Source organism: Desulfobacterales bacterium (genome assembly GCA_030066985.1).
Classification (GTDB): Bacteria; Desulfobacterota; Desulfobacteria; order Desulfobacterales; family JAHEIW01; genus JAHEIW01.
In genome coordinates, this window is record JASJAN010000058.1 from 1 (window position 1) to 25,927 (window position 25,927).

Annotated in this window: 25 protein-coding genes; 6 read left to right on the top strand and 19 right to left on the bottom strand. The window is 50.9% G+C overall.

All coding sequences use genetic code 11. The features are described 5' to 3' along the window. The 3 genes from QNJ26_20715 to QNJ26_20725 all read right to left on the bottom strand — a co-directional run. Window positions 1–1,125, bottom strand: a 1,125-nt coding sequence (locus QNJ26_20715) for a CaiB/BaiF CoA-transferase family protein (GenBank protein MDJ0987977.1), incomplete at its 3' end; no start/stop codon positions are given. Window positions 1,126–1,276: 151 nt separating this feature from the next. Next, window positions 1,277–2,083: a crotonase/enoyl-CoA hydratase family protein gene (locus QNJ26_20720; GenBank protein ID MDJ0987978.1), complete on the bottom strand. Its 807-nt coding sequence runs from the start codon at window positions 2,081–2,083 to the stop codon at window positions 1,277–1,279. A 175-nt stretch (window positions 2,084–2,258) separates the two neighbouring features. Next, on the bottom strand, window positions 2,259–3,224 hold the full coding sequence (locus QNJ26_20725; protein MDJ0987979.1) for a nitronate monooxygenase: 966 nt from the start codon (window positions 3,222–3,224) through the stop codon (window positions 2,259–2,261). A 236-nt stretch (window positions 3,225–3,460) separates the two neighbouring features. Here QNJ26_20725 and rarD point away from each other — a divergent pair, with 236 nt between their 5' ends. Genes rarD through QNJ26_20740 form a run of 3 tightly spaced genes read left to right on the top strand, consistent with a single transcriptional unit; the run spans window position 3,461 to window position 5,512 of the window. After that, window positions 3,461–4,381: an EamA family transporter RarD gene (gene rarD, locus QNJ26_20730; GenBank protein MDJ0987980.1), complete on the top strand. Its 921-nt coding sequence runs from the start codon at window positions 3,461–3,463 to the stop codon at window positions 4,379–4,381. Between the two features lie 49 nt (window positions 4,382–4,430). Next, complete coding sequence (locus tag QNJ26_20735) at window positions 4,431–5,195, top strand: XdhC/CoxI family protein (protein ID MDJ0987981.1); 765 nt, start codon at window positions 4,431–4,433, stop codon at window positions 5,193–5,195. Continuing rightward, the gene (locus QNJ26_20740) at window positions 5,195–5,512 is read left to right on the top strand and encodes an XdhC family protein (protein ID MDJ0987982.1); all 318 of its coding nucleotides are present in this window, start codon (window positions 5,195–5,197) and stop codon (window positions 5,510–5,512) included. The genes QNJ26_20735 and QNJ26_20740 overlap by 1 nt, the downstream gene beginning before the upstream one ends. 25 nt (window positions 5,513–5,537) lie before the next feature. Here the strand turns inward: QNJ26_20740 and QNJ26_20745 are convergent, their stop codons facing one another. The 14 genes from QNJ26_20745 to QNJ26_20810 all read right to left on the bottom strand — a co-directional run bounded on the left by QNJ26_20745 (window position 5,538) and on the right by QNJ26_20810 (window position 20,541). Next, on the bottom strand, window positions 5,538–6,500 hold the full coding sequence (locus QNJ26_20745) for an ATP-binding cassette domain-containing protein (GenBank protein MDJ0987983.1): 963 nt from the start codon (window positions 6,498–6,500) through the stop codon (window positions 5,538–5,540). Then, the gene (locus tag QNJ26_20750) at window positions 6,497–7,504 is read right to left on the bottom strand and encodes an ABC transporter ATP-binding protein (GenBank protein ID MDJ0987984.1); all 1,008 of its coding nucleotides are present in this window, start codon (window positions 7,502–7,504) and stop codon (window positions 6,497–6,499) included. Before QNJ26_20750 ends, QNJ26_20745 begins: the two co-directional genes overlap by 4 nt. Then, complete coding sequence (locus QNJ26_20755; GenBank protein MDJ0987985.1) at window positions 7,501–8,400, bottom strand: ABC transporter permease; 900 nt, start codon at window positions 8,398–8,400, stop codon at window positions 7,501–7,503. Before QNJ26_20755 ends, QNJ26_20750 begins: the two co-directional genes overlap by 4 nt. Before the next feature lie 8 nt (window positions 8,401–8,408). After that, entirely contained in the window at window positions 8,409–9,326 is a 918-nt protein-coding gene (locus tag QNJ26_20760; GenBank protein ID MDJ0987986.1) for an ABC transporter permease, read from the bottom strand. Window positions 9,327–9,359: 33 nt separating this feature from the next. Further along, window positions 9,360–10,763: an ABC transporter substrate-binding protein gene (locus QNJ26_20765; GenBank protein ID MDJ0987987.1), complete on the bottom strand. Its 1,404-nt coding sequence runs from the start codon at window positions 10,761–10,763 to the stop codon at window positions 9,360–9,362. 405 nt (window positions 10,764–11,168) lie between these two features. Next, window positions 11,169–11,972, bottom strand: coding sequence for a nitrilase-related carbon-nitrogen hydrolase (locus QNJ26_20770; GenBank protein MDJ0987988.1), 804 nt, complete (start codon window positions 11,970–11,972; stop codon window positions 11,169–11,171). A gap of 141 nt (window positions 11,973–12,113) precedes the next feature. Beyond that, window positions 12,114–12,584, bottom strand: coding sequence for an AsnC family transcriptional regulator (locus QNJ26_20775; protein ID MDJ0987989.1), 471 nt, complete (start codon window positions 12,582–12,584; stop codon window positions 12,114–12,116). A gap of 322 nt (window positions 12,585–12,906) precedes the next feature. Beyond that, window positions 12,907–13,311 (bottom strand): secondary thiamine-phosphate synthase enzyme YjbQ, encoded by a 405-nt coding sequence (locus QNJ26_20780; protein MDJ0987990.1) that lies wholly within the window; start codon window positions 13,309–13,311, stop codon window positions 12,907–12,909. 78 nt (window positions 13,312–13,389) lie between these two features. Next, window positions 13,390–13,707 carry a TusE/DsrC/DsvC family sulfur relay protein gene (locus QNJ26_20785; protein ID MDJ0987991.1) on the bottom strand — a complete coding sequence of 106 codons (318 nt, stop codon included), beginning with the start codon at window positions 13,705–13,707 and terminating at the stop codon, window positions 13,390–13,392. Window positions 13,708–13,936: 229 nt separating this feature from the next. Further along, on the bottom strand, window positions 13,937–14,782 hold the full coding sequence (locus QNJ26_20790; protein MDJ0987992.1) for an FAD/NAD(P)-binding protein: 846 nt from the start codon (window positions 14,780–14,782) through the stop codon (window positions 13,937–13,939). A gap of 27 nt (window positions 14,783–14,809) precedes the next feature. Continuing rightward, window positions 14,810–15,877 carry a 4Fe-4S dicluster domain-containing protein gene (locus QNJ26_20795; GenBank protein MDJ0987993.1) on the bottom strand — a complete coding sequence of 356 codons (1,068 nt, stop codon included), beginning with the start codon at window positions 15,875–15,877 and terminating at the stop codon, window positions 14,810–14,812. Window positions 15,878–15,956: 79 nt separating this feature from the next. Next, complete coding sequence (locus QNJ26_20800; GenBank protein ID MDJ0987994.1) at window positions 15,957–16,904, bottom strand: 4Fe-4S dicluster domain-containing protein; 948 nt, start codon at window positions 16,902–16,904, stop codon at window positions 15,957–15,959. Between the two features lies 1 nt (window position 16,905). Beyond that, the gene (locus QNJ26_20805; protein MDJ0987995.1) at window positions 16,906–17,337 is read right to left on the bottom strand and encodes a hydrogenase iron-sulfur subunit; all 432 of its coding nucleotides are present in this window, start codon (window positions 17,335–17,337) and stop codon (window positions 16,906–16,908) included. Between the two features lie 159 nt (window positions 17,338–17,496). Beyond that, window positions 17,497–20,541 (bottom strand): CoB--CoM heterodisulfide reductase iron-sulfur subunit A family protein, encoded by a 3,045-nt coding sequence (locus QNJ26_20810; protein MDJ0987996.1) that lies wholly within the window; start codon window positions 20,539–20,541, stop codon window positions 17,497–17,499. A 469-nt stretch (window positions 20,542–21,010) separates the two neighbouring features. On the opposite strand from QNJ26_20810, the gene QNJ26_20815 reads away from it, so the two are divergent. Together QNJ26_20815 and miaA are read left to right on the top strand one after the other, a co-directional pair. Further along, window positions 21,011–21,394, top strand: a complete 384-nt coding sequence (locus QNJ26_20815; GenBank protein MDJ0987997.1) for a cytochrome c3 family protein — start codon at window positions 21,011–21,013, stop codon at window positions 21,392–21,394. A gap of 92 nt (window positions 21,395–21,486) precedes the next feature. Further along, window positions 21,487–22,455, top strand: a complete 969-nt coding sequence (gene miaA, locus QNJ26_20820) for a tRNA (adenosine(37)-N6)-dimethylallyltransferase MiaA (protein MDJ0987998.1) — start codon at window positions 21,487–21,489, stop codon at window positions 22,453–22,455. 199 nt (window positions 22,456–22,654) lie between these two features. On the opposite strand, the gene QNJ26_20825 is transcribed toward miaA, so the two are convergent. After that, the gene (locus tag QNJ26_20825) at window positions 22,655–22,990 is read right to left on the bottom strand and encodes a PilZ domain-containing protein (GenBank protein ID MDJ0987999.1); all 336 of its coding nucleotides are present in this window, start codon (window positions 22,988–22,990) and stop codon (window positions 22,655–22,657) included. A 401-nt stretch (window positions 22,991–23,391) separates the two neighbouring features. Between QNJ26_20825 and QNJ26_20830 the strand changes: the two genes are divergently transcribed. Beyond that, window positions 23,392–24,531 carry a GGDEF domain-containing protein gene (locus QNJ26_20830; GenBank protein ID MDJ0988000.1) on the top strand — a complete coding sequence of 380 codons (1,140 nt, stop codon included), beginning with the start codon at window positions 23,392–23,394 and terminating at the stop codon, window positions 24,529–24,531. A 73-nt stretch (window positions 24,532–24,604) separates the two neighbouring features. Here the strand turns inward: QNJ26_20830 and QNJ26_20835 are convergent, their stop codons facing one another. After that, window positions 24,605–25,855, bottom strand: a complete 1,251-nt coding sequence (locus tag QNJ26_20835; protein ID MDJ0988001.1) for an acetyl-CoA C-acyltransferase — start codon at window positions 25,853–25,855, stop codon at window positions 24,605–24,607. Window positions 25,856–25,927: the final 72 nt, after the last annotated feature.

The following is a 25,927-nucleotide window of genomic DNA, read 5'->3' on the forward strand; positions in this document are numbered from 1 at the left end:
AATTTCTTTTTCAGAGTAGCCCAGCTCCTGCAATATCGAAGCGGTGCTTTGGCCAAAGTCCACAGCGGCTGTGCGAACCGACCCCGGCGTGTCGCTTAACTTTACGGGCACCCCGATGACCGTCTGTTTTTTACCGCTTTTTTCCGCCACATCCAAAATCATCTCACGTTCTTTAAACAGCGGATCCGCGACCACTTCTGAAAAGGTTTGAATCGGGCTCCAGCATATTTCCAGATCTGCCAGTTCATTTTCCCACTCTGCCAGGGTTTTCTTTTTAAAGGCGGAGCGCATAAATTCTGTGATTTCCTGGCGGTGACTGTCATCATATTGCAGCGCAGCATATTCGGGAACCGCCAAATGGTCGCACAGCTTTTGCCAGAAACGGTTTTCCACAGCACCGATGGATAGGAACCGTCCATCGGCGGTTTCATAGGTGTTGTAACAGGCGTAGCGGTGAGAAAAAATGGCATCAGCCCGGCGGGGCTCCTGACTGTCCTTTTGTTGGAAATGCAAAACCGCGGGCAAAAAGGCCACCAGACCGTCGGTCATCGAGATATCGATGTATTGACCTTTGCCGGTGTTTTGCCTGGCATAAAGCGCCAGTAATATGCCGATGGCCGCGTTCATGGCGCCGCCGCCAATGTCGGCAATTTGTATTCCGGGAATCGACGGCGGACGATCCGGTTCGCCCATCAGATTTAACACACCGGATGTGCTCAGATAATTGACGTCATGTCCGACGCGATCGACAAAAGGGCCGGACTGGCCAAAGCCGGTTATGGAGCAGTAAATGATTTTGGGATTTACGCGGCTGACACGTTCGTAGTCAACCTCCAGCCGTTCAACCACACCGGGCCTGAAGCCTTCCAGCATAACGTCTGCATTCTCAATCAACTTATAAAAAATTTGTCGGCCTTCTCGGGATTTGAGGTTGAGCGTCATGTGTTCCTTATTGCGATTTACCGTGTCGAAAAAGAGGCCATCGTCGATGAATCTGCGACTTTCAATTGAGATGACCCGGGCACCGTGATCCGCCAGGATCATCGAGCAGTAAGGGCCGGGTAAAAGTCGCGACAAGTCAATCACGGTGACGCCGTCTAAAGCACCTATCTTCTGTTTTGGCATGGTATTTATCTCGCTATGTCTCAGAGTTATTTGTTATTCGTTATTTGTTATTGGTAAAAAATTAATCATATCGAGCTTTACTCAAGCCGCGATCTTTTCTAATAACGATAAACCAATAACTAATACTAAATTCTGTGCGGTAGCACAGAATTTATTTTCCCTTAAACACCGGCTTTCTTTTTTCCTTAAATGCCGCCATGGCTTCCATAAGATCTTCAGACGGCATCGCGGCCGCATTTTTCTGGGCCACATACGCTAAACCGGCGGCAATACCGTTATCGCGGCTGAAATTGATGACTTCCTTGGTTGCCTGAACGGTTAGCGGCGGGCAGGCTGCGATCTGGTCTGCCAGTTGTTTTGCGGCATCATACAGGGCAGGGCGGTCTTCATAGAGACGCGTCACCAGGCCCATTTGATGCGCTTCCTGGGCGGTAAAATCTCGTCCGGTGAAGGCCAGTTCTCTAAACCAGCCTTGACCGATGATATACGGCAAACGCTGAAGCGTACCCACATCAGCAATAATACCCATGCGTGTTTCGCGAATGCTGAAAAGCGCATCACTTGTTGCCAGACGAATATCACAAGCACAAATCATATCAACGGCTCCGCCGATGCAATGGCTGTGAATGGCCGCGATGACCGGTTTGCGGCATTGTTCTATTTTTGTAAATGCGCGCTGCAGGGCCGTGATATCTTTTCGCATGCGTTCACGGCCATCCGCAGAGCTTTGGGCAAGCAGCGTCGCGGCCTCTTCAAGATCGGTCCCGGCACTGAAACTTTTGCCTTCGCCCTTTATAATCACCACGCGGACACGGGTGTCCCGGTCCAGATCATCGAGCAATTCCTCCATTTCAGTATAAAATGACATGCCCATAGTATTGCGCTTTTCAGGTCGATTTAAAATCAGCCAGGCAGCGTGGCCATCTATCTGCACCTTAAAATTTGATGTTGCAGGCATATATAATCCTTTCAATGATCTAAATTGATCTATTCAAATAAAACCTCACGCAAAGCCGCCAAGCTCATTTTTGATAACTAACTTTAGTCTTTGTGCCTTAGCGTCCCACGCCCGCCATGCGAGCAAGGCGAGGCGGGCGGGTTTGCGTGAGACGCTTTCAATTCTTCGTTTGCTATCAGGCGGCGTGCATCTTATTTCTGATATCATCGGCCTGTGACATGATACCGTCAAAAAGTGTTTTTACCGGTAAAATTTCTCGGGCAAAACAGATACCCTGCCCGCATGCTAGGACCCCTTCGGCCAGATCGCCCTCGTCATACATTTTCTTAGCCCGCAGACCGGAGACCACTTCCATGATTTCCGGAAAATCAGCGCCGCAGGCCTCAAGGTCCTCACAGTTTTGCGCAGCCGGATTGCGCCAGACGCGGTGGGTGGCGTTCAGGGAGCGCATAATCAGGGTAGTGTCCAGCTCGCTGGCGCCGATCAGGGCATTTTTCAGGTTGTCGTGGATCGGGCACTCCCGGGTGACCAGCAGACGGGTTCCCATGATGGCGGCTCCCGCCCCCAGCGACAGCACTGCCATTAAACTGCGGCCATCGGAAACACCGCCGCCGCCGATGACCGGAATGCGAACCGCATCCACCACCGCCGGCACCAGGACCAGTGTGCCGATATCCAGTTTCCCGGTGGCCCCTCCGTTTTCATAGCCCACAACGGTGACGATATCAGCTCCCAGATCCTGCACTTTTTGGGCATAGCGCACGCCGACGCATTTGTGAATCCAGATCATTCCAGCCTGTTTGAAACGCCGGCAAAGCGCCTCCGGGGCTGAATGACCGGAGGTCTCGACGATTTTGACGGCCTTTTCTTCTAAGACCGACATGTAGACCTCATTGTCCATCTGGCGCATGGCGGGAAACAGATTGATGTTGACCGCAAAGGGCTTGTCGGTCAGCTCTCTGATGCGATCGATGGCATCTGCGAACGCCTCCTGCGAATCGTACATGGCCGAAGCCAGAACACCGAGTCCGCCGGCATTTGAGACCGCCGCCACAAAATTGGCATCGCTGATCCACATCATGGTGCCGCCGATGATCGGATACTTAATTCCCAGCATCCGGGTTACCTTGGTTTCCATCATTTGTGTCTCCCTGAATTTTTTTTTCGTGCGCTTCGTGCTCGTCGTGGTTTTATTTTATAGTATGTCCCGAGCTATTACGATAAATAGGAGATTCATTTTTTAAAGTCAAACCTCTTTTCGGGTCCCCAAAAAGCTAATTGACGCCGTTCATGTGTTAGCGTATGGTGCCTGCACGACGGATTCAGACGGATATGATTTTAAAATTTTAAGTAATTCTGAAAGGCGAAACCAATCCTTTGCAAACCCATCAGACCCAAACAGCACAATTAACAACCGCTTCGGATTCCCTGTGGGGTGTTATCTATGCCGTAGCCGCCTTTTTGATCTGGGGCATCAGCCCGATATACTGGAAGGCTCTGCGGTCGGTACCGGCAATCGAAATTATTCTACACCGCATTGTCTGGTCTTTTTTCTTGCTGGTGCCGTTGATTATATTGATGCGGCGCTGGCAGGAATTTGTGGCGGTCCTTAAAAATCCGCGCACACTACTGATCCTTTTATTTACAGGGCTGATTGTGGGGGGAAACTGGCTGTTGTATATCTGGGCGGTAAACAATGATCACCTGCTGCAGGCCAGTCTGGGGTATTACATCAATCCCCTGGTCAATGTGGTCCTGGGAATGGTTTTTCTGAAAGAAAGATTGCGAACACCACAGATTGTGGCGGTAGCCCTGGCCACTGCCGGCGTATTGTATCTAACCATTTACTTTGGCGTGTTTCCCTGGATTGCCTTAACGCTGGCCATATCTTTTGGATTTTACGGGCTGATCCGTAAAGTTGCGCCTGTCAGCTCGGTGGTCGGTTTGACCGTTGAAACCCTGTGGCTTTCGATCCCGGCTCTGGTTTACCTTGTTTATCTCGATCGCCTGGGGCAGGGCGCGATTTTTCGCGTCAGTTTCAAACTCGACTTGATGCTGATGGGCTGCGCGGTGGTAACCGCTTTTCCGTTGCTGTTTTTTACTCTGGGCGCCCGGCGACTGTATCTATCAACCCTGGGGTTGTTGCAGTACATTGCCCCCAGCTGCATGTTTATCCTGGCGGTGTTCTTCTATGATGAGCCTTTTGCAAGCGCCCAGGTGGTCACGTTTATTCTGATTTGGATTGCGCTGGCTATTTACTCGACGGACTCCGTGCGTTATTATCGTCATAACGGGTAACAATTCGCGGTCGGTAGAATTAATCGACTGTGCTCAATTCGGTGAACTTATGGATGTGCATGCGCGTATAGTTGAGCTTTTAGAAAAACAAGAAAGCTTCTGTCTGGCAACCGTCCTGGAATCAAAGATGCCGGGTATCGATCCCGGTCAAAAAGCCATTGTCCGTCAGGATGGTTCTATGGAGGGCTCGCTGGATGCCAAACAACTGGATTCGCGAGTCGGACGCCTTGCGCAACAGGCGCTCAAGGAGAATAAAAGCGCGATTGTTAATATTGATTCCGACTGCCGGATTTTTCTGAACGTCCTTTGCGCGGATGCGCATTTGGTGATCTGCGGCGCAGGCCACATTGCTGTTCCGTTGGCCCAATTTTCACAAAAACTGGGCTTTCAAGTCACAGTCCTTGACGATCGTTCTGATTTTGCCAGCCCTGCTCGTTTTCCGGGCTGCAAAGTCATTGCCGAGGACTTTTCTGTTGCGCTGCACAACATGTCCTTTGGCCCCGCCACCTATGTCGTGATCATCACCCGGGGCCATGAACACGATGTGGACTGTTTGGTTGAAATTATCAATAAGAAAACCGTTTATGTTGGCCTTATCGGCAGCCGCCGCCGGGTGCGTTTTGTACTTGAAGCACTGGCGGAAAAGGGCCTTCCGCAAAAAAGGTTAGACGAAGTGTTTACACCCATCGGTTTGCCCATCGGCGCTGAATCGCCTGAAGAAATTGCGCTGTCGATTGTCTCCGAGCTGGTGTGTGTCCGCCGAAAAGGCCCGGCTCAGGCGCGCACCTTAAGGAATGCCATAGGTATTGAATAATGACCGATCTGGAACTATTTAAAAAGCTATCGCAGCTCAAACAACAGGATGTTGCGGTTTGTTTGGCCACGATCGTTGAAACATCGGGCTCCACACCCAGAGAGGTTGGCGCCAAGATGTTGATCTGCGTGGACGGCACCATTTATGGGACGATCGGAGGCGGCTGCGGGGAAAACCAGGCGCGCAGCGCCGCCTTGCGCAGCACCCTGGTCACGCGGCAGCCTGAGATCGTTGAAATTGACCTCACAGATGACTTGGGCACCAAAGGCGGTGATGTCTGCGGTGGCAAGCTGAGAGTATTTATAGAGCCCCTCTAATTCGTACTTGAATCTTGTAAGAAAATTAATGAGAAGTGTGGGCGAGGTAACACGCCACCATATGATCGTCTTCAACCACCGCCTGAGGGGATTCTTTCTGGCAGCGTTCCGTTGCCTCGGGGCAGCGGGGATGAAAGGTGCACCCCGGTGGTGGATCAATCGGGTTGGGGTAGGCAATGCCCAGGTGGGTTTCCGGCAATCCCAGCCTGGGTTCCGGTGTCAGAACAGAAGCGAGCAGCGCCCGGGTATATGGATGGCGGGGATTCCTAAACAGCTTTTCGGTGGCGGCCTCTTCCACAATGCGGCCCAGGTACATCACCGCCACCCGCGAAGCAATGTGTTCGACAACCGAAAGGTCGTGGGTAATAATCAGGTATGTCAACCCGCGGGTTTTGCGAAGGTCCAGCAGCAGGTTCAGGATTTGGGATTGAACCGATACATCCAGGGCCGAAGTGGGCTCGTCACAAATGACCAATTCGGGTTTCATGACCAGCGCCCGAGCGATGGCGACTCGCTGTCGCTGACCTCCGGAAAGTTGATTGGGATAGCTGTGCATAAAGCGGGGCGGCAACCCCACGGTTTCCATGATTTCAGAAACCCTTGCGTCCATTTCGGATCTATTGCCGATTTGATGTACTCGATAGGGGAGCGAAATAATCGAGCCGATCGATTTTCGCGGATTTAAGGAAGAATACGGATCCTGGAAAATGGGCTGTATGCGACGGGCCCTTTCCTTACGGTCGATATTGGCCAGAGGTTGCCCGTCAAAATAGACCTGACCGGATGTTGCCCCTTCAAGACCGAGGATGATTTTAGCAATCGTACTCTTGCCGCATCCCGATTCCCCCACCAGCCCGACGACCTCCCCTTGATTAACCTGAATGCTGACACCGTTGGCGGCGGTCAGCGGCAGCTTGCCTCTGAAAAGACCGGCGCTAACCTGATAGACCTTGGTGACGTCCTCAGTATGTAATAAGGCTGCTGTCATCTGGATTGGCCTTCGTTCATGTTCTGTTGGCAGGTTCGGGTGTCCAGCAGGCAGCGATATTCTCTGCCGGCTGAAATCTGAATCAGCCCAACCTCTGCTGAAGTGCAATCAGCAAACACATATGCACACCGATTTTGGAAAACACACCCCGTCTGCTGACCGATGGGTGTTGGCACAATTCCCGGAATGGACCCGAGGTGCTCGCCGGGCTCGGTTTTCCCCGGAATGGGGATGCACCCCAAAAGCCCCTGGGTATAGGGATGCAGTGGATTTTCAAACAGATCGGCTGCCTTGCCAGTCTCGACCACCTGACCGCAGTACATCACTGCGACCTGATCGGCCATGCGGGCGACCACGCCCAGATCATGGGTGATCAGAATCATCCCCATATCGAATTCTTCCTGTAATGATGCCAGCAGGGCCAGGATCTGGGCCTGAATGGTGACATCCAGCGCTGTCGTCGGCTCGTCGGCGATGATTAGAGGCGGGTCGCACATCAGCCCCATGGCGATCATCACCCGCTGTCGCAAACCGCCGGACAGTTGATGGGGATATTGTTTTAAGCGGCTGGCGGCTGCCGTGATGCCAACCTTTTCAAGCAAAAATATCGCGCGTTCCCGGGCTTCATGGCGAGAGGTCTGTTTATGTCTCAGCAAAGCTTCTTCCAACTGGTTGCCGATGGTATAGCAGGGATTCAAAGAGGTCATGGGTTCTTGAAAGATCATGGCCATTTTACTGCCGCGAATGTCGGCCATGCGACGCTCGCTGATGCCATCCATCGGTTGACCATCAAAGGCAATGGTGTCCGCATGCCATTTGGCTTTTTTGGGCAAAAGATTCATGACGGCCAGAACACTCAACGATTTGCCGCAACCGGATTCACCCACCAACGAAAGCGTCTGGCCGCGCTGGACGGAGAAGTCCACCCCGCGGACCGCATGCAAAACGCCGGCTGCCAGGGGGATGTCCACATGCAGGTCTTTGACTTCAAGCAAAGCGCTCACGATCGTCCCTCCGGAGCCGTGATGTCTCGGATACCGTCGCCGAGTAAGTTAATGGAAAGGACCAGTATAAAAATGGCTGCACCGGGCACGGCAATCATCCAAGGGCTAAAGAGCATGAACCCTTTGGCCTCTGCGACCATCAGGCCCCAGGAGGGCAGCGGTGGTTGGACCCCCATGCCCAAAAACGACAGTGATGCTTCGATCAATATGGCCCGGGTGATCTCCAGGGTGGCCACCACAATCAGGTTGTTGAGGATATTGGGCATGATTTCGGTCAGGATGATTCTGAGGGTTGAACAGCCGGCGGCCTTGGCGGCACTAACATAGTCCATGGAGCGCAATTGTTGGGTTGAGGCGCGCATCACCAGTGCAAAGCGGTTCCATATCATCAGGCCTAAAACCAGCACGACAATCAGCAACGATCCGCCCACCAGAGCGACCACCGCCAGCGCCACCAGCATAATCGGCAGCGCCAGGCGAATGGAGATCATGGCATTGACCACCATGTCCACCCGCCCGCCAAAATAGCCGGCCAACACCCCCATGGTGGTTCCGATCACACCCGAGATTAGCATGGCCGCCACTCCGATAATCAGCGAAATGCGGGCACCGTACATTAGGCGGCTTAAATAGTCTCTCCCCAGGTTATCGGTCCCCAGAGGGTGGTCCCAGCTTCCTTTGTCATGCCATATGGGAGGTGTGAGGCGTTTGGAAAGATTCTGATGGTAGGGGTCGTGCGGTGCCAGCAGCGGTGCCAGCAACGCCATCAAAATGATCAGCAGCAAAACGAGGCCGCCCAACAGAAAACCCAAATGACGTCTGGCTTGGCGCAAGGTCATCTGGTGGGGCGTCGGAAAATTGATTTCCTTGAAGGGGCTGCTGATGTCCGTGTTCATTGTGTTGCTCACTTGACCCGTATGCGCGGGTCCAGATACGCGTTTAAAATATCGGACAGTAATGTCATGGTCACATAAATGACCGACAGCAATAAGACGATGGCTTGCACAACGGGCAAATCCGCGCGCTCGATGGAGCGTACGGCCAGAAAGCCCACACCGTTGACGGCAAAGACATATTCAATTACAAAGGCGCCGCCCAGCATATATCCGAACTGCACAAAGGCCAAAGATACCACGGGAATAATGGCATTGCGCAGGGCATGTTTGAATAAAACCGGGCCCGCCCGCAATCCTTTTGATCGAGCGGTCCGAATGTAATCGGACGCCAACACCTCCATCATGCCGGTGCGGGTCAAACGCATCAGGGAAGGTGAGGCATAGTAGCCCAGTGCGATGGCCGGCATAATAAAATGTTTCCAGCTATCGTCGCCCGATATGGGCAGCCAACGCAGTATTACACCCAATACAATAATGAGAATCAGACCGAAAAAGAAATTGGGCATGGCCTGACCAAAGACCGAGATGGTCAAGGCCATGCGGTCGATCCAGGTGTTGGGTCGGATGGCGGCAATCACACCCAGCGGGATGGCCAGGCAAACAGCAAACAAAAATGCGCACATCCCCAAAATGAGTGTGACACCGATGCGGTCGCCGATGATATCTTTGACGGGCTGGTTGAAATAGGGCGATTCGCCGAAATTGCCCTTTATGGCTCGACCGGCCCATTCCAGGTACTGGACCAGAAGCGGACGGTCGAGTCCATATTTTTCCCGAACGAATTTGATTTCTTCTGGGCTTGCGTCGGCGCCGGCCAGTGCAATGGCAGGGTCTCCTGAAAGATTCAGAATCATAAAACTTATAAAGGAGACCACTACGGCCACCAGCAAGGCCAGCAGAATTCGCTTTCCGGTATAAACGAGCATCTTGCGGTGCTCCCGTTCGGGCGGTTTAGCGGTTTATTTCCATTTTGCCAGAAAGAAACGCGGTACCGCATCCGGGTACGGTTTAAAATCCAGTTCCTTGGAAAAAGCGTAATTGGCTACCCAGGTAAACAGCGGTAGAACGTAAGCCTCCTCGGCGATTCGATTCAGCGCCTTATTATAAACGGCTTTACGCTTGTCACGATCAATGGTTGAGTCGCCTTCTTTGAGCCAATCGCGCACTTGCTCATCTCTGGCAAAGTCCACTTCGGTAAAATTATAAAAGCGACCGGTAATGTTGGAGATGTCATTGACACCGTACGAGCCCCAGGTCGTAAAGTTGAAGGTGACTTTGTTGCCGTACACTTTTTCCCGCAGGGCGGAATATTTCAGGAACTTAAGATTGGCCTTGATGCCCACCGTCTGCAGGTTGCCGATCATGGCTTCGGCATACGGACGATTGCGGTACCCATGCAGGTCGATTTCAAAGCCATTGGGATAGCCGGCTTCGGCCAGCAGTTTTTTTGCCTTGGCGGGGTTATAATCGTATTTGACGACATCAGCGGTGCAGCCGAACTGGGTTGGGAAACAGTGCGAATGAATCACCCGCGATTGCCCGCCGACCAAATTGCGGGAGATGGCTTCACGATCGATAGCATGGCTGACGGCTTTTCTGACCGCGGCTTTTTGAAACGGATTCTCACCGGTGCGACCGGCGGCATCCATTACCAGCCAGCCCACCCGCATTGTTTCAGCCTTCAACACCTGGACGTTGGGAACATTGGCCAGGCTGTCGGCTTGATCCTTGGGAACCTGATAGATCCAATCGAGCCCGCCGGTCATCAATTCGGCTGCCATGGTGGTGTCTTCCGGAATGGTGCGCTGGACCAGACGGCCGATCGAGGGTTGCCCTTTGGGGCTGTCTTTGAAGTAATTCTCATTTTTTTCAAAAACGATTCGCTTGCCCACCTCATGCTCCACGACCTTGTAAGGTCCGGTGCCAATGGGTTTGATGCCGAAACCCTTGGGGCCCACTTTGGCATAATATTCGTTCGGATAGATGGGGATATTGCCGGCCAGATATTCGAGAGCGGACGGAAAGGGCTGTTTCAAATACAGCTTGACTTTATAGGGGCCTAATTTTTCAGCACGATCGATCCAGTTAACATTACGTTGCACCAAAACTTTGTTGTCCGGATTGCTGACAAAATTGATGGTGTAGACCACATCATCCGCATCGAATTTTTCACCATTGTGGAAGGTGATGCCCTGGCGCAGCTCAAATTCCATGGTGGTGTTATCAAGCCATTTGTATGATTTGGCCAGCAGGGGCTTGTACTGCAGCGTGTCCGGATCGCGGTACAAAAGGTCGTCACAAATCTGCCGGCTGACGATCATGCCTTCCCGGGCGGTATTAAAGTAACGGTCCAAGCTCTCCAATTCTTTTTTCCATGAGAAATATAGGGTGTCGTCCTTATTTACCGGCAAGAGTCGGTGATACGGCCGCTGTCAGAAACGCCAGTGAAATGCATACGCAAACGAGTACCTTACACAGTTTTCCTGTCATAAAAGTCCTCCTTTCGTTGTGTCATGCTGAAATGCGATTTGGAAAGTTTTTTGATCACCCCACTCCGCAAGTGTACTGCGGCTCCCCGGAGGTAACCCATAGGAATGCAGATGCCTAAATGGCTATCACTGGTCACAAAGCGGTGTCAACTGAAAATCAGGATTTGTGTGCGATAATAGTCGCGGCGTTCTTACCTAACGGCTGGCGATTGATGATCGTTTGTGAGCGATATGGCAGAGACAGCTTACCCGCAGCTGGTATATTGACCACTGATCCGATCAATAGAGATCCGGTCGGCGATTGGGCAGAAAATAGCGCATGCGGTGGCCCCTGACGTTTGCTATCTCCTCGGCCTTAAGGTCAGCGACAATCATATTTTCGGTGCCGCCGGTATCTTTTTTGAGGATGTGGCCGGCCGGATCCAGCGCGATCGCCAGACCGGGAAACTTGAGCTCGTTTTGATTGTCGCCGGTCTGATTACAGGCAATCACGTATAGACCGTTGTCAAAGGCGCGCGCGGAAAGGTGCCGCATCCAGGAATCAAATTTTTCAACGGGTGTGCCCCGCGGAGAGGCGTGCGGCATAAAGAGCGCATCGGCCCCGTCAAGGGCCATGCGTGTGGCAAGTTCGGGAAAATGGACATCATAGCAGAGTTGGATACCCAGTTTGAACCCGTTGATGTCAAACAGCGGGATGGTATCGCCTGCCGTGAAAATTTGCTGTTCGGGAGGGGCGATATGGACTTTGCGGTATACGCCAACGATGCCCTGGGTGGTGGCTACCAGGTGACTGGCAAACACGCGGCCGGCAAGGTCGGCCTCGGCTAATCCGGCCAGAACGGCGATATCAAATTCTTGTGCCATTGCCGCTACCGACTCACTGATGGGCCCCGGCACGCGCTCGGCTACCTTTTGTATATTGGCGCGGGTGCTGTACCCGGTAATGTTCATCTCGGGGAAACAAACCAATTGCGCGCCCTCTTTTTGGGCGGCTTCAACCCACCCGGCCATGCGATCCAGATTATCGGCAATTCGACCCATCGGGCAATTCAATATAACAGCAGCAATGCGTAAATCCTTCATATTCAACAAGGCTCTTCAATGATTTGGGCTGCTTCCTAAAGCCAGCAACGCCTATTTAACTATCAGGTTCAGGGTTCCGCGTTCAGGGTTCAGAGGTTAAGAACTCTGAACCTTTGAACCTTGAACCCAGAACCTTTGAACCTATATTTTAAACTCCGCTTTAATCTTAAACACATCAGTTGCCGGTAGATTAAGGATATCGGTAACACCGGTTTCCGCTGCGATTTGTTTCAGGTTGGCTTCTATTTCATCCATGCTGGGGGCAATAAACGTAAACCAGACATTAAACGAATTTTCGCGACGATAGTTGTGGGTAACCCCCGGATAACGGTTTACGACTCGGGCAAATTGCTTGATTTTATCGGGCGGCACTTTGGCAGCGCACAGGGTACTGACAAATCCCAACGCGGGCGGCGTGAAATTGCCGCCGATTCGACGGATAATCCCAGCGTCTTTCAACCGTCGGACGCGCTTTAAAACGTCATCCTCCGATATTTCCAGCTCCTGGCCGATGGTGCGGTAAGGCCGGGGGGTCAGGGGGAAATCGGACTGAATCCGGTTTAAAATTGCGCGGTCGACATCATCGATGTTCACTTCAGCAGGACTGTTCATAACCTAATATCCTTATGATTATTGCATGAAAATTAATGAAATGATGTTAATTTCCATGGATTCATGGCTTAATGTCCTTTTGAATATTGCACGAGTCGGAAGCTTTCATATGCAAGGCATTTAAGGGCGAAGCTATAGAGAACTATGTTTCGTCCTTAATAACGCGGCAGATGGAAGCCTCCGTCTCGCCCACAGGGTGGAAATTAATGCGATAATAAAGATTTTCATCCTTATTCCTTGATAGCTAATTTGGCCTATTGTGTCGGTTTTTTAATGCGCTGCAACTATTTGTAAATTTTGCTTCTCATTAATTTCCATGCAATTAGGATTGGAATTTTGCATCCATTATGTGCACATGGATCTTGCGCGTTCGCGGCCCGTCAAATTCACAGAAAAAAATTCCCTGCCAGGTGCCGAGCACCAGAGCGCCGTTTTCAATGGCGATCAACTCAGATGCACCGACCAGTGTTGCTTTCACATGCGCCGGCGAGTTGCCTTCCATGTGTTTATAATTGGCTTCCCAGGGAACGATCTGGTTTAAGACCATCATAATATCACCGCGCACGCTTGGATCGGCGCTCTCATTGATGGTCACCGCGCCGGTGGTGTGAGGCACGTACAGCATGCACAGGCCGTCGCGAATGCCGGATTTGTTAACCGCTTTTGCAATCTGGGATGTAATATCAATCAACTCGGTGCGCGTTGAGGTTTTCACGCTTAAAATCATAAGGCCCTCCTAAACAAAAAGGCCCTGCACAAGCTGCAGGGCCTTTTGAAAATAAAATGTGTTCAGGATTTCGGAAGATTAGACACATCCGGTGGGTTTTGGAAGGCCGGCCATCTTACAGGCGCCTTTACCCGGTCCGGATGGAAACAATTCATAGATATGTTTCAGTTTGAAACCGGTGACTTTGGAAAGCACGCGAACCATCGGGGCAATACCGTTTTTCTCATAGTAGTCGCGCAGCACATCGATCACTTTTTGGTGCTCTTCATTCAGCTCCTCGATGCCTTCTTCTTTTTTAACCCATTGGACCCACTCTTCGCACCAGTTGTCATATGAATCGATGAATCCGTCTTCGTCGACCGTAAATTCTTTTCCCATGAATTCTACACTTGGCATTTAAACATCCTCCTTGTTGATGATTAATATGTAAAAGGTTATCTATTGCGGCCGCAGCCTTTTGAGCTTAAATTTAAAAAGCATTTTTTATCGTAATTGGCATCACATTGTCAACATAAAAGATGCACATTTGTTTTCAAACTGCAAACCGACTGTTTTCAATGTCCTTTAAATTATAATAACAAGTAATATTAGTTGGTTAATAAAAAACGAGGGGGGATTTTGTGCCTTAATACTCCCGGGGGGTTTTGTTGATTTCTTCAAGGGTAAAAACAGGCCCGTCTTTACAAACGAATTCCTTGCCGATATTGCAGCGGCCGCACATGCCGATACCGCATTTCATGCGATTTTCAAGTGACATGATAATGCGATCATCCGTATAACCGATTTTATCCAACACCGGCTGGGTAAACTTTATCATGATGGGCGGGCCGCACACGATGGCATATGTGTCTTCGCCGCCCGGGGGCGCTTTTTGCTCGGTGATGGTCGGCGTAAAACCGGTGTTGTATTTCCAGTTGGGATCATCGGTGCCGTCGACGGTAATGTGCATGTTGATGTCATCTCTTTTTTCCCACTCAATCAGCTCATCCCAGTACATCAACATGCCCGGTGTGCGAGCACCATAGATAACATGAATATCCTTAAATTTAGATCTGTTGGCCGGATCCAGCATGTAAACGATCGATGAACGCAGGGTGGTGAAAGCAAATCCGCCGCCGATCAGCAATACGTTTTTACCCTCCATTTGCTCCCATGGATACCAGTTGCCCAGGGGACCGCGAATACCCATGATATCGCCTTCTTTCATGGCGTGCAGATATGACGATACCAGCCCCACCTTGTTGACGGTAAACATAACGTAGCCTTTTTCCGTCGGCGATGAGGCAATTCCGATCGGTATTTCGCCTTTGCCGGTCACAGACAGTTCGGCAAACTGACCGGCGCGGTAGCTGAATTTTTCTTCATCTTCCGGATTCAAGAAAACAAATCTAAACGTTTTCAAATTTTTATCTTCGGTTTCAACACTGATGTTATCAATGCGAACCGGATAAGGTAGATATGGATTTAACACGATGATCCCCCTTAACCATTCAAACCATTAAACTTCGCATGCATCTGCTGAAGCGACGTGGCTGTTCATATAGCCGCAAACGCGGCGGATGTCGATATTTACCGGGCAAAGACGGATGCAGCGGCCGCAGCCGACGCATTGTATGCCGGCGTTATATTTATCGACATAATATTTGAGCTTATGCATAAATCGCTGACGAACCCGGTGCAACTGTGTGCCCCGGGGATTGTGACCGGAACCATGCAGGGTAAACAGCGGGTACATGCAGCTGTCCCAGTTGCGAATGCGACAACCCCTGCTGCCGCGGTTTTCATCCTGGATATCAAAACACCAGCAGGTCGGGCACACATAAGTGCAGGTGCCGCAGTTGATGCATGAAAAGGAAACTTCCTCCCAGAATTTGGCTGCGTATAATTCGTTGGTGTCGATTTGCCGCAGGTTGTCAGTCTTGACAAAAGCCGATATTTTTTCTTCGGCGGCCTTCTTTTTGGCCTCAATTTCTTTTACGGCGGGCTGCTCGTCTACCGCTTCTGTCCATCCGGCCGCTGCCAGAAAGGCTTCACCCTTGTCGCTGAGAACCTTGGCCCAGTATTGGTCGCCGTTGTCAATCAGCAGAACATCCAACGCTTCTTCATGATAGGGGCCGCAGCCGGCAGTGGTGCAAAAACAGGTGGTGCACGGTGATTCACAGGCCAACCCCACAAGAGTGGTGGCTTCGTATGCATTCAGCCAATACGGATCCTTATAATCGTTTGTGTCAAAATTAAGCCTGACCAGCTCAAAGGCCTTGGCGTCGCAGGGGCGGATGCCGATTACTGCTTGGGGGGAATAATTTTTATCGACTTCCTTGAGGATGTGGTGGTCTTCGTCGTTTTCATCCAGAGAATATTCAAACATCACTTCCGTTTGGGGATAAATGATCGATTTAGGTGATAGGCGCGTATTTAAACAGCTTAAATCCGGCAATTGCCCGGCTTCGAGCTGCTTAAAATTGTGGAAATCCGCCTCCTTGACCGGACCGAACAGACGATACGCCTCAAATAATTTTTTGATACCGCCTTCCCAGTTCTCCTTGTCTATCTTAACGATTGTCATAATGACTACCTTAGTCTGTCAGTTGTTAGTTGTTAGTTGGGATGGCAACGGACAACACGCGACGGACAACGGACGTATATTATTTAATAAAATCATCCGGATCGCCGGGTTTATAGGTGTCCAGAGGCGGACGTACATCCGGGTCCAGACCCGCTTCCCAGCCAAACAGCTCCAGACAATCCTTTTCAAGCTTTTTGGTAAAAACACGCATGTTGATGCCCACCGGGCACGAGCGCTCACAGGCGCCACAATCGGTGCAGCGGCCGGCGCAATGGTAAGCCCTTAAAAAATGAAATGTGCTCACATCCGTGGCGTCCTGGCCCTTGCCCACCCATTGCGGTCGGGATTCATCGGTAAAACAGGTTGGGCAATAGCACAGCGGGCAAGCATTGCGGCAGGCGTAACACCGGATGCAGGGTTCCAGCAATTTTTCAAAGTAGGCCGCTTTTTCCTGTGTTGACAGGGCTTCAATTTCGCGCACATCTGCATAACGGTCTACGTCGGTCTGCTCGTCGACCAAATCGGCGACCAGTTCATCATAAATAACCGGATTGCGGTGATTGCACACCAAGCAATTTTGCTGGAGCACATCTTTTTTGTTCAATATTTTTTCAAATCCCGCGCCTTTGACGGTAATATTATGTTCATCTTCGGTGACGTCATCAATCTCTTGCTCGAACATAGCGGACATTTTGCGTCGATCGATCATCCCTTTGCAGGGGACACCGATAATGACGACCTGGTCTCGTTTGATTTTGTTTTCAATGATATGGGTCACGATATTGCGGGAATCGCATCCTTTAGCCAGAATGCCGATTTTCTCGGTGCGGTTTGTCAGATAATTGCACAGATTAATACCGCAATTGCTGTCCCAGACGAAGTGTTTAACCGCTTCAGGGGATCTGGCAAAATGGGGCTCATTCATCATCGAGATGGTTCCTTTGCGGAACCCGATGATCATTTCCACCTGGCCTTCTTCCAAGAGCCGTTTGGAGATTTCCTTGATTTTATCAATGTAGCTTAACATCTTAAGCAACCTCTGGCATGGATTTGACTAATGTTTTATTCGGTCCCAGTTCTTTGATGGCCTGGGTGACTTCGGTGACCACCTGGACAAATTTGGTGGATTCTGCCGAGGAGACCCAGGAAAACTGCAGGCGGCCGGGTTCAATTCCCATATGCTCCATCAGATTTTGAAACAGGGCAAACTTGCGTCGGGCGTAGTAATTACCTTCCAGGTAATGGCATTCGCCGGGATGTCACCCGGATACCCAGACGCCGTCCGCGCCCTCACGCAAGGCGGCCATAAAAAACTTAGGATCCATTCTGCCGGTGCAGGGGATGCGAACCACGCGGATGTTGGATGGATATTCCATTCGCCCAACTCCGGCCAGGTCGGCAGCACCATAGCTGCACCAGTTGCACAAAAAGGCAACTATTTTGGGTTCCCAATCAGACATTTCTAAAACTCCTTTTAACAAGTGCGCTAAAGTTGGAAATGATCTAAAGTGCCTAAAGTGAAGGAATGCTATCATTTATACTAAAGATGGAGCGGAGCGACACTATAACTTTAGTCACTCCACACTTTAGTTCATTTTAGTCAATTTTGGTGTTCAATATCATACTGCCTTACTTAATGCAAAAATCTGGGCAAAAATCTGGTCGTTGTCAAAGCCTTTCAGATGAATGGCTCCGGAACGGCACGACGCGACACACAGCCCGCATCCCTTGCAGAGCACCGGATTGACCTGGGCGCGGCCGGCAAAAGGCCCCTCTTCGGTAAAGGAGGGCGCTGAATAGGGGCAAACCGAGACACACACCCCGCACTCACTGCACAGCGTCGGATCCGTTTCTGCGATGGTGCCGCTGGTAAAAATCGTCTCGCGAGCCAGCAGTGCTACAGCGCGGGAGGCGGCCGCCTGACCCTGGGCGATGGATTCATCGATGGGCTTGGGATAATGCGCCATGCCGCATAAAAATACGCCGTCGGTGGCAAATTCAACCGGCCCCAGTTTGGCATGGCGTTCGACAAAAAATCCGTCCTCGTTTAAGGGCACTTTGAAAAAGGTGGCCAGATCATTCGCATCGTTGGGTAAAATGGCGCTCGCCAGGCTGATCAGATCGGTTTCAATCTCAACCGGTCGCCCAATGACATGGTCGATGACCCGCACAAACAGTTTGTCCCCCTCGCTGACGACTTCGGGCTTATTGTCCACACTGAAGCGGATAAAAATCACGCCGGCTTCACGCGCCTGTTTGTACAGCGTTTCGCGCTCACCATAAGTCCGCAGGTCGCGGTACATGACAAACACATCCATTTCCGGGTTGAGTTTTTTGAGCTCCAGGGCATTGTCAACCGAATGCGTACAGCACACTCGCGAGCAATACGGCCGCTGCGGTTCGCGGGAGCCCACGCACTGAATGAATACGGCCGTATTCAAACCCTTCAGGGCCGCATCATCTTTGATGAATTTTTGATCCAGCTCCAGGCTGGTGAGGATACGCGGATCTTTGCCGTAGTTGTATTCCTCGGGCTGATAGGGTTTGCCGCCGGTGGCCATCAGGGCGACGCCGTGATCCAGAATCTTTTCGTTACCGTTGACCGCCAGGGTGGTTTCGAAATTGCCCACAAACCCTTCCACCTGTTTGATTTCGGTCTCAAGGTGAACGTGAATGTTTTTATTTTTCTGGACCTCATCGATCAGCCCGGCCAGTTTTTCCGGTACGCTGTCGCCGGATGCGGTGCGGTAAATCTTGCGGGCCTGACCGCCCAGTTGGGTGTCTTTTTCAATGATGTGGGTTTGATACCCCTGACGCGCAAGACTTCTGGCGGCTGCCATCCCGGAGATGCCGCCGCCGACGACCATGGCAGTTTGATTGATTTCGAGCTCCGCCTCTTTGAGTGGCGCCATTAAGGCGACTTTGTGAACCGCCATGCGGATCAGGTCTTTGGCTTTTTTGGTGGCCAGCTCGGGATTGTTTTTATGAACCCAGGAATCCTGGTTACGGATATTGGCCATTTCAAACAGATATTTATTTAAGCCAGCGTTGATCAATGTTTCCTGAAACAGCGGCTCATGGGTTTTGGGCGTACAGGCCGCCACCACCACCCGGTTGAGGCCCTTTTCCGCGATGATTTTGGCCATGGTATCCTGGGTGTCCTGGGAGCAGGAATATAAATTGTCGGTTGCAAATTCAACATAGGGCAGGGTTGCGGCGTATTCGGCCACAGCCGGCACATCCACCACCCCGGCAATATTGATACCGCAATGGCAGACAAATACGCCGATGCGGGGACGCTCATTGACCACATTGACCTCGGGCACTACTTCTTTGCTTTTGATCAGCGTATTGCGGGCCGAGCTGAGAATTTCGCCGGCGGCACTGGCGGCTGCGCTGGAATCCACCACTGATTGGGGAATATCTTTGGGCCCCTGGAAGGCGCCGCAGACATAAATCCCTCTTCTGGAAGTCGCCACAGGCTCAAAGCTGGAGGTCTGGCAAAAATTGCTCTCAGTCAGATCGATTTTGAGTTTCTTGGCAAGTTCGATGACCTCAGGTGAGGTTTCCATCCCGATTGACAGCACGATCAGATCAAAATTTTCGCTGATCATCTCGCCGCTTTCGGTCACATAGCGGATGACCAAATCATCGGTTCCCAAAACTGGATCCACCGAGTGCACCCGGCTGCGAATAAAACGAATGCCGTGCTTTTCACGGGCGTTGTCGTAAAAGCGCTCAAAATCTTTTCCCGGCGTGCGAATGTCCATGTAAAAGACCGCACAATCCAAATCATCACCAACATGCTCTTTGGCGATGACCGCTTCCTTGATGGCATACATGCAGCATACCGAAGAGCAGTATGAATGGTCGCATTTGTTCATGTCCCGGGAGCCCACGCACTGGAACCAGGCAATTTTTTTGGGTTCGGCTTTGTCTTTGGACTGCCGGGTCACATGCCCCATGGTCGGTCCGGATGCGGACAGGATGCGCTCGAATTCCAGCGAGGTCATCACATTGGGCAGTTTGGAATACTGGTAGTTATCAAATTTAGACGGATCAAATGGCGCAAACCCCGGTGCCAGCACTACCGAGCCCACTTGCAGGGTTTCGGTCTGGGGCTTTTGGTCAAAATCGACCGCATCGGTGGGGCAGATTTTTTTGCAGGCGCCGCATTTCTTTTTTTGGATGTAAATACAGCTGTCTCCGTCGATGCAATATTTCAACGGAACCGCTTGGGGATATTGCACGTAGGCGGATTTGCGTTTAACAATCCCGGCGTTGTAGGGATCCACTACCTTTTTGGGGCATTTTTCTGCGCAGGCGCCGCAGGCAATACACAAAGATTCATCGATATAGCGCGGTTGCCGAATCAGTTCGACCTCAAAGTTGCCTGCGCTGCCTTTGATGTTTTTAACTTCACTGAGGGTTTTAAGCTCTATATTCAGGTGCCGGCCGACCTCGACCAGTTTGGGTGAAATAATTCACATGGCACAATCATTGGTGGGAAAGGTTTTGTCCAGCTGCGACATCACACCGCCGATGGATGAGTCCTTCTCGACCAGATAGACATAGTAGCCTGAATCCGCCAGGTCCAGCGCCGCCTGCATTCCGGAAATACCGCCTCCGACCACCATTGCTGATCCGATTACTTCTTTTGGCATTGACTGTTTCTCCTAGAAAAATTTTGATAAATTATCTCAAACTTAACGTTTTTTTTAAGATGAATGACCCCTTGCCAGCTTTAGGCAAAGAAGGCAGAATATAAATTTAGTCTGCTTTTGTCAATGAATTTTGGGGGCATCAGACGCAAAAAAAACGGATTACGATTATTAGAATTGCTTTAAATTTCATATTCTTAGTCAACAAATAAATGGGCTTCAGTGCACCTCTGCGGGTGCTCCTCAACTTTGTCGCAAGATCTTATTTGTGCGGCCGTGATCGGCGCAAAGCGGGATCTGTCGCATTCAGATCATTTTCAATTCACTGGGCTAGGTTGCAATCGTTTGTGGGATCGGCTATACAATTTGATCCGAAATATTGGATCAGTCGTTAATGGCGATTTTGATGATAGGTTTGCATGACATGGTACATGCGTTAAATGCAATGAGACATTCATAGGGAGATCGCTGAATGCGGATTCAGGTTTTATTAACGTGCGCGCTAATTATGCTGTTTTGTTGCTTTGCGGCCGTCGCCTTGGCCCAGGAAGATATGGTTGTAATTGACAACTCGGTTTTTGAAGACCCACAACGCCCGCCGGCTGTTTTCAAGCATGACGATCATAATGAATTGGCCCAGATCGAAGAATGCAATGAATGCCACCATGTCTATGAGGACGGCAAACGCCTGGAGGATGAATCTTCCGAGGATCAGCGCTGCGCGGATTGCCATGAACTGCAGGATGTCGGTTCCAAACCTGGTCTGGTCAAGGCTTTTCATACCAACTGCAAAAACTGTCATCGTGAGCAAAAGCGGGGGCCGTTGATGTGTGGGCAGTGTCATGTTAGGGATTAGGGTTATTCGTTATTTGTTATTGGTTATGGGTTCATTGTCTGGAGCCATAAAATCGATAATCATTGTCAAGTTCTAATAACAATTGTCGACCTATGAATCCTACTACCACCAAGCCCAAAATCATCATCATCTGCGGGCCCACCGGTATCGGCAAAACGAGCGTTGCCATCCGGTTGGCGCAGCACTTCAAGGGCCACATCATCGGCGCAGATTCCATGCAGATCTACAAATACATGGATATCGGTACCGCCAAACCCACGGCTGACGAGCAGGCGCGCGTAACTCACCATATGGTGGACATCATTGCCCCGGATGAGCCCTTTGATGCGGCCCGCTACACCGAACGTGCCCGCCAAATTATTGCCGAGCTTTGCGAACAGCACATCCTGCCTTTTGTGGTCGGGGGAACCGGCCTGTATATCAAGGCATTGATCTACGGCCTGTTTGAGGACGATGCTTCTGATCCGCAAATTCGCGCCAAACTGAAAGCGGAAGCTGACAGCCAGGGTATTGACGCGCTATACCAGCGCCTGAGCCGCATGGATCCTGGAACCGCCCGGCGCCTGCATCCCAATGACACCTACCGCATCCTGCGGGCCCTTGAGGTTGTGCAAGCCACCGGCAAACCCATATCGCGGCACCACCGGGAGCATGCTTTTGCAGAACAACCGTTTGAAACTTTAAAAATTGGCCTGAAGATGGAGCGTGAAATGTTGTATGAGCGCATCAATCAGAGGGTTGATGCCATGCTGGCAGCCGGTTTTCTGTCTGAGGTAAAAGACTTGCTCAAAAAAGGGTACGGCGCCGACCTTAAAGCCATGCAATCCATTGGCTATCGTCACATGGTGGACACCATCCAGGGCCGGCTAACGCCGGAAGAGTGCGCGCGCGCCCTCAAACGTGATCATCGGCGCTACGCCAAGCGCCAGATGACCTGGTTCAACGCGGATGCCGACATTGTCTGGGTTGCGCCAGAGCGGATCGAAGAGATGATTCAGTTGGTGGATAGATTTATCGGTGTAGTCAAAAGAGTAAAACCTAATTTGAAACGCTCAATTTAGGAACTAATTTGAGCGCTTGTCGAGATTGCTGCAGCTACACGGCAGATGGCGTTCCGCTATAGTAAACTATGCGGAACTCTATCTAACACAGTAGATGCGGTAATATCGGCAAGCCCGAAGGGTTTCAAATTAAAAATATTATAATCGATAGGATTCCTTTGAATAAGAATGTATTCTTAATATTTTTAATTTGAAACGCTCAATTTAGTTGGTATTCTTTACCGTTCTTAATCAAGCTCAAAAACTTCAGACCAAACCCCCGCCGGTTCAGATGCACCACCTGACCCTTGAGCATGATGCCTTTTTCGATTTTGGTGCGCGAAATGACCAGCGTAATAATCTGTCCTTCGGCGAAATGATTGCGTGTTTCAATAAAAACACCGCCCTTGCTGATATTTTGGGTCAAGCCGGCATAATAACGGTTTTGGCAGGCAAAAATGGTGGCGCGGCGAAACGGTTTGCGGGTGAATTTTCTCAAATTAATGAAGGGTTTTGCCGCTCTTTCATGCAGATAGACCACATTTTCGTGGGGCATAATCATTCCTTAATAAGGGTTTGTCGCCATTTAACAGGTTGTCTGTGCTGTTTTGCCTTTTGTCAACGGATGACAACACTATAAAATTTATATCATAGACACAATATGCAGTCAATATTCGTGTTTACCTACCATATATAGTGTGCATATGGCCTTACGGGGTTGGTCGTATCCGTGATTTCGGAATCAAATGGCGAGCCAGGCTGGATCCGTATCGGTTGCACATTTTAAACTTGATCCGGCACAAGATATGGTATATAAATCATTAATTAACGTCTATATCTCGTATTATTCATTCGTCTGTGGCGACACACCCGGTTCCACTTCCGAGACTTGCCCCCTATGAGAGAACCAGCGTAGCAGAATTCGACCGCTAAATTCAGGAGAATTGGACGACCTGCATGTCACAACCCATCATACCCGACGGTTATTATGGTCATATTTTAAAAGGTAACTACAGTCGCACCCTTAAGGAACACATCTCGCGCTGCATCCGGAATTGTGAGGGATATGATCAACTGGGTGCCCCTGCCATCCCTTATATTGCGGCCTGGAAAGAAACCCAGCAGGTCATCTGGTATGAATTTGTCGGCAGGCAGCTGATTCAGCTGCTGGGCTGCGATTACGCGGATGCATCAGAAACATTCAGAACCAGTATGGTTGAGCGCCATGTCTATTCAAAAAGGGACCCACCTGAAGAACCTCAGGAGGTTATTCTGAATAGCAATGAGGTTTTGGAGCGCAAAACTGAACTGCGAGACGCCGTAATGAATAGCGGGGATTTGGATGCGGTCTATAAAATCAAGGCCGCCGACGGTCGAACCTACTGGCTGAAAGACCAGGCCAAATTGGAATCCTATGAATCGGATCAAATTTATGTTTCGCTGGGCAATCTAACAATCGTCACAAAAGAGATGGAAGCCGAAGAACACCTTAAACAGGTTCAAAAAGCCCTGCGAAAAAGTGAACAAAAATTCAAAGAGCAGGCGATTCACGATAACCTGACCGGGCTTTTCAACACCCGCCATCTGTACACCGCACTGCCGGCGTTGATCAAAAAAAGCGCTGCCAACCACGAAGTGTTTTCACTGGTCTTTATGGATATCGATGATTTTAAACAGGTGGTGGACACCCACGGACATCTGAATGCCAGCAAGACGCTGCAAGAAATCGGGCAAACCTTGATGGCCGCCCTGGCGGATCCGGCTTTCGGGGTGGCTTATGGCGGAGATGAGTTTGTGTTGGTGCTGCCCGGATTTGACAAGCCAAAGGCCTTGGAAATGGCGGACACCACCCGGCAGCGAATCAAAGATACTGTTTACCTTCAAAAAACAGGTTTAAATGTTCGTGTACATGCCAGCCTGGGCGTCTCCACTTTCCCCCATGATGCCGAAACACTGACCGAGCTATTGGCGCTGGCGGATCAGGCCATGTTCAGTGTCAAAAAAAGGGGCAAAGACTCGGTTTGCAGCATTTCCTATGAAACCACAGAAGACGGTAACCGCATCGGCAAGATCGTCTCGTATGATTGCCAGGATTGACGAGCATCATCTTCATCTGTGTTGAACGGTTGCGATTTTCCCAACTGCGGTTCGCTATATTCAATGGAGTGGATTAGACGATCTCGAGGGCACAGGCCATCGACACCCCCCCGCCTCCGCAGAGAGTGGCCAGACCCAGGTTCTTCTTTTGTTTTTTGAGGGCATACAAAAGTGTGATCATAATCCGGGCACCGGTGGCCCCCACCGGGTGGCCCAGACCGATACCGGAGCCGTTGATGTTGGTGATATCCCGCTTCAAGCCCAGCTCCTTTTCACAGCCCAGGTACTGGGCGGCAAAGGCTTCATTGATTTCGATCAATTCAAAATCCGGCATTTTGAGCCCGCTGCGCTTTAACAGATCGTTGACCGCCGGCACCGGAGACAGCCCCATAATTGATGGATGGCAGCCGCCTTTGCCGATGGCCTTAATGCGGGCCAACGGTTGAATACCGAGATTTTTGGCTTTTTCAGCCGACATGATGACCATTGCGGCTGATCCGTCATTGATGCCACTGGCGTTTCCGGCTGTTACTGTGCCGATGTCAGGCACAAATGCCGGCCGCAGCTTTTGAAGGTCAGCCAGGGTTAGCCCCGGTCTGAAATGCTCGTCTTTGTCAAAAATGATGGGCTTTTTCTTTCTTTGCGGAACTTCTATGGGCACGATTTCAGCTTTAAACGTGCCGTCTTTGGTGGCGCGCTCCACATTGTTGTGGCTGCGCAACGCCACCTCGTCCATTTCTTCGCGACTGATGTTTAGATGCTGGGCCACAAATTCGGCCGTATGTCCCATGATATAGGGTTTGCCTTTAAAAAAGGACAGTGGCGGTTTACTGGCATCCACCGGACCATCTTCGGGGTGGGGGATGATGTGGGACCCGCAGTGCAAACTGCGGATCAGATTGTCGATACAGGTTTGATCCTGCAGGCGGTATCCCCAGCGGGCACCGGGCAGTGAGAAAGGCACTCCTGACATATGTTCAACACCGCCGGCCAGTATGATGTCCGCCATACCGGTCTGGATCATAGCCATCCCTGATAGCGCAGCTTCCATACCGGAGATACAGACCCGGTTGATCGTCACCGCCGGCACACTATCCGGTATGCCGGCCAAAAGCGCGGCGATTCGGGTCACGTTTAAGGTGTCCACCGGCTCCAAACAGCAACCAAAGCGCACGTCATCGATTAAGGCCGCATCGATACCGGCGCGTTCCACCGCAGCTTTCATCGTCACACTGGCGATGGTGGCGGCATGGCTGTCTTTTAAGGTGGCACCAAAAGCACCAATGGCAGTACGGCAGGCGGAAGCGATCACAACGTCTTTCATTTTTGGCTCCTTTGTTGCGAGTTTCTAATTATAGGTGTCAGGTGTCAGCTTAAGGCCCGAGGGGCCTTCCTT